The 3,805-nt window shown below is 65.4% G+C and carries 6 protein-coding genes; all 6 read left to right on the top strand.

Features of this window, described 5'->3' with window-relative positions; translation table 11 throughout:
- Window positions 1–489 (top strand): heme ABC exporter ATP-binding protein CcmA (gene ccmA / locus JHD67_RS21125; protein WP_199101114.1); only part of this gene is annotated, 489 nt, incomplete at its 5' end.
- Window positions 486–1,172, top strand: coding sequence for a heme exporter protein CcmB (ccmB, locus tag JHD67_RS21120; protein WP_199101113.1), 687 nt, complete (start codon window positions 486–488; stop codon window positions 1,170–1,172). The genes ccmA and ccmB, both read left to right, overlap by 4 nt.
- Window position 1,173: 1 nt before the next feature.
- The gene (locus JHD67_RS21115; RefSeq protein WP_233172160.1) at window positions 1,174–1,932 is read left to right on the top strand and encodes a heme ABC transporter permease; all 759 of its coding nucleotides are present in this window, start codon (window positions 1,174–1,176) and stop codon (window positions 1,930–1,932) included.
- The gene (gene ccmD, locus JHD67_RS21110; RefSeq protein WP_199101111.1) at window positions 1,929–2,129 is read left to right on the top strand and encodes a heme exporter protein CcmD; all 201 of its coding nucleotides are present in this window, start codon (window positions 1,929–1,931) and stop codon (window positions 2,127–2,129) included. The genes JHD67_RS21115 and ccmD overlap by 4 nt, the downstream gene beginning before the upstream one ends.
- A 22-nt stretch (window positions 2,130–2,151) precedes the next feature.
- On the top strand, window positions 2,152–2,619 hold the full coding sequence (gene ccmE, locus JHD67_RS21105; protein ID WP_199101110.1) for a cytochrome c maturation protein CcmE: 468 nt from the start codon (window positions 2,152–2,154) through the stop codon (window positions 2,617–2,619).
- Window positions 2,616–3,805, top strand: a 1,190-nt coding sequence (locus JHD67_RS21100) for a heme lyase CcmF/NrfE family subunit (protein WP_199101109.1), incomplete at its 3' end; no start/stop codon positions are given. The genes ccmE and JHD67_RS21100, both read left to right, overlap by 4 nt.

The following is a 3,805-nucleotide window of genomic DNA, read 5'->3' as shown; positions in this document are numbered from 1 at the left end:
ACCACCTTGCTGCGCATCCTCGCCGGCTTGCTGCACCTGGACGAAGGCTCGCTGCATTGGCGCGGCGCACCCTGGCGGCGGGTCGAGCATCTGGGCGACACCTTGTTCCTGGGTCACCACCTGGGCCTGAAGGCAGATCTCAGCGCGCGGGAGAATCTCGCCGTTGCCGCTGGCCTTTACGGCATCCGCGATGGCCGCCGCATCGAACAGGTGCTCCAGGAGATCGGCTTGACCGGCTACGAGGACGAACCCGTGCGCCGTCTCTCCGCCGGCCAGAAAAAGCGCGCCGCGCTAGCCCGCCTGCTGTTGCTACCCGCCACCTTGTGGTTGCTGGATGAGCCCTACGCCAATCTCGACCGCACCGGCATCGAGCTGGTCAATCGCCTGCTCGGCAGCCATGCCGCATCCGGTGGTGCGGCGCTCGTCACCAGCCATGGCGCGGTGAGCTTTCTGCAGGGCGAGCCCAAACGGGTACGCATGCACGCATGAGTCACCCTCCGCTTGCCGCCGCCTGCGCCGCCATGCTGCGCCGCGATCTCACCCTGGCCTGGCGCCGACGCGGCGACATCGCCATGCCGGTGTTGTACGCCATCATCGTGACCACGCTATTCCCGTTTGCGCTCGGGCCCGAAGACGCATTGCTGCAACGCATCGCCAGCGGCGTGGTGCTGGTGACGGTATTGCTCGCCATGCTGCTCGCACTCGATGCGATGTTTCGCAGCGATATCGAAGACGGCTCGCTGGAGCAGCTCATGCTGGCGCCGCAACCGCTGGCACTGATGCTTGGCATGAAGATCCTCGCCCACTGGATCACCACCGCCCTGCCCTTGATCGTCATCGCCCCGCTGCTGGCCGGCATGCTGCATTTACCGGCCACCGTGATGCCCGTGCTGGTCTACGCACTGCTGCTCGCCACGCCCTTGCTGAGCCTGCTCGGCGCTGTACTGGTCGCGCTGACGGCCGGTACGCGACGCTCTGGTATGCTCCTGGCGTTGATGCTGCTGCCGCTCTGCGTTCCAGTGGTTATCTTTGCCGCCGGCGCCGTCGCCGCGGCGCAACAGGGGCTGCCGTGGCTTGCGCCCATCGCCTGGCTGGGGGCCGCATTGGTCATGGCCCTGGTGCTGGCGCCGCTGGCCTGCGCGGCGGCCCTCCGCATTGCTCTGGATGCATGAGATGGCCAACTGGATTCCCTTGTGGGTGCACAAGCTCAGCTCGCCGCCGAACTTCTACCGCTTCGCCGGTATCGTGCGTCCCTGGGCCTTGGGCCTTGCGCTGGTGCTCGCCGCCATCGGCCTGTATGGCGGCCTCGTGCTCGCGCCCGCCGATTACCAGCAGGGTGACGCTTACCGCATCATCTTTATCCACGTGCCCTGTGCATGGATGAGCCTGTTCATCTACGGCCTGATGGCGGTGGCTTCCTTTATCTCGCTGGTATGGCGCATCAAGCTGGCCGAGGTGGTGGCGATGGAGTCGGCGCCGATCGGGGCCGCCTTCACCTTCATCACCTTGGTCACGGGCTCGCTGTGGGGCAAGCCCATGTGGGGCACTTGGTGGACCTGGGACGCGCGCCTTACCTCCGAGCTGGTGCTGCTGTTCCTCTACCTGGGCGTGATCGGCCTGTATCACTCCTTCGAAGATCGCCGGCAGGGTGCGCGCGCCGCCGCCTTTCTCGCCATCATCGGCATCATCAACGTGCCGATCGTGCATTTCTCGGTGAACTGGTGGAACACCCTGCACCAGGGTTCCACCGTGCGCATACTGGGTCCCTCGCGCATCAGCAGCGACATGCTGTGGCCGCTGTTGACCATGATGTTCGCCACCAAATGCTATTACCTCGCGAGCCTATTCGGCCGCGTGCGCACCGATTTGCTGGCGATGGAAAGCGGCAAGGACTGGGTGCGGCAGATTGCAGAACAGGAGGCACGCCCATGACGCCATTCTCGTGGGATCGCTTCCTCGCCATGGGCGGCTACGCGGCCTACGTATGGCCGGCCTTCGCGGTGTTCTTCCTGGTGCTGCTTGCCGACTACCTCAGCCCCGGCCTGCGCCGCAAACGCCAATTGCGCGAACTGCGCGCCCGCATGGCGCGACAGCGTGCGCGAAACCCGCGACAGACCACCACGCCTTAAGCGACCCAGGCACGAGTACTCCATGAATCCCACCCGCAAGCGCAGGCTCACCATCGTTCTACTCGTGATCGCAGCCGCCGTGGTGGCGGGCGGCCTGATCGTGTTCGCCTTGCAGCAGAACATGAATTACCTGTTTACCCCGAGCCAGGTGCAGTCCGGCGCGGCCTCCCGCTACAAGACCTTCCGCCTCGGCGGCATGGTCAAGGCCGGCTCCATCCAGCGCAGCAGCGATTCGCTCAAGGTCACCTTTACCGTGGTCGATGCCGGCGGCTCCATGCCGGTGGAGTACACCGGCATCCTTCCAGACCTGTTTCGCGACAACCAGTCGGTGATCGCCACCGGCCACATGGACGACGCGCGCTTCATCGCCACCGAAGTGCTGGCCAAGCATGACGAAACCTACATGCCCAAGGAGCTGAAGGACGCCATGGCCAAGGCACACGAAGGCAAGCAAGTGAGCGAAGCCGCCGGCCAGGACAAGCCGCAATGACGCCGGAACTGGGCCAACTCGCACTCATCCTCGCCCTGCTGCTGGCGCTGGCGCAGGGCGTGCTGCCGCTGCTGGGCGCCTGGCGCAACCACCGCGCACTGATGGCCGTAGCGCGCCCTGCCGCCGCGGGCCAGGCGGCGTTTGTGATACTCGCCTTCGGCCTGCTGGTGTGGTCGTTCCTGCGCTTTGATTTCTCCGTGCAGTACGTGGCCGACAACTCCAACCTCGCACTGCCCTGGTACTACCGCATCGCCGCCGTGTGGGGGGCGCACGAAGGTTCACTGCTGCTCTGGATCTTCATCCTCAACCTGTGGACGCTGGCGCTGGCCGCGTTGAGCCGGCACCTGCCTGAAGCCTTCGCGGCGCGCGTACTCGGCGTGCTCGGCCTGGTGGCGGTGGGCTTCCTCGCCTTCATCATCTTTACCTCCAACCCGTTCCTGCGCCTGCTGCCGATGCCCGCCGATGGCGGCGATCTCAACCCGGTGCTGCAAGACCCTGGCATGACCTTCCACCCGCCGGTGCTCTACATGGGTTATGTAGGTTTTTCGGTGGCGTTCGCCTTCTCCATTGCCGCGTTGCTTGGCGGCGAACTGGAGCAGGCCTGGGTGCGTTGGGCACGCCCGTGGACCAACGTGGCATGGGCCTTCCTTTCAGCCGGCATCGTCGCGGGTAGCTGGTGGGCGTATGCAGAACTGGGCTGGGGCGGCTGGTGGTTCTGGGACCCGGTAGAGAACGCCAGCTTCATGCCATGGCTGGTGGGCGCGGCGCTGATCCACGCGCAAGCCGTTACCGAAAAACGCGGCGGCCTGCGTGCGTGGACCATCCTGCTGTCCATCTTCGCTTTCTCACTCTCCTTGCTGGGCACCTTCCTGGTGCGCTCGGGCGTGCTCACCTCGGTGCACGCGTTTGCGTCGGACCCGCGACGCGGCCTGTTTATCCTGTGCTTCCTCACCGTCGTGGTAGGTGGCTCGCTGCTGCTGTATGCGCTGCGCGCGCCCAAGGTAGCCGGTGGCAAACCCTTTAGCGTGGTCTCCCGCGAAACCGCCATCCTCATCGGCAACCTTATGCTGACCGTAGCTGCCGCGATGGTGCTGCTGGGCACGCTGTTCCCGTTGATCGGCGATGCGCTCAACCTGGGCAAGATCTCGGTGGGTCCGCCGTACTTCGGTTTTCTGTTCACCCTGCT

The organism is Dyella sp. ASV21, from assembly GCF_016428975.1.
Classification (GTDB): domain Bacteria; phylum Pseudomonadota; class Gammaproteobacteria; order Xanthomonadales; family Rhodanobacteraceae; genus Dyella.
The sequence above is the reverse complement of the archived record's forward strand: the minus strand, read 5'-3'. Positions and strand labels throughout refer to the sequence as shown.

Excerpts from the sequence above, each read along its gene's own strand:
- ccmE (WP_199101110.1), top strand. The coding sequence starts at position 2,152 with ATGAATCCCACCCGCAAGCGCAGGCTCACCATCGTTCTACTCGTGATC.
- JHD67_RS21115 (WP_233172160.1), top strand. The coding sequence starts at position 1,174 with ATGGCCAACTGGATTCCCTTGTGGGTGCACAAGCTCAGCTCGCCGCCG.
- ccmB (WP_199101113.1), top strand. The coding sequence starts at position 486 with ATGAGTCACCCTCCGCTTGCCGCCGCCTGCGCCGCCATGCTGCGCCGC.
- ccmD (WP_199101111.1), top strand. The coding sequence starts at position 1,929 with ATGACGCCATTCTCGTGGGATCGCTTCCTCGCCATGGGCGGCTACGCG.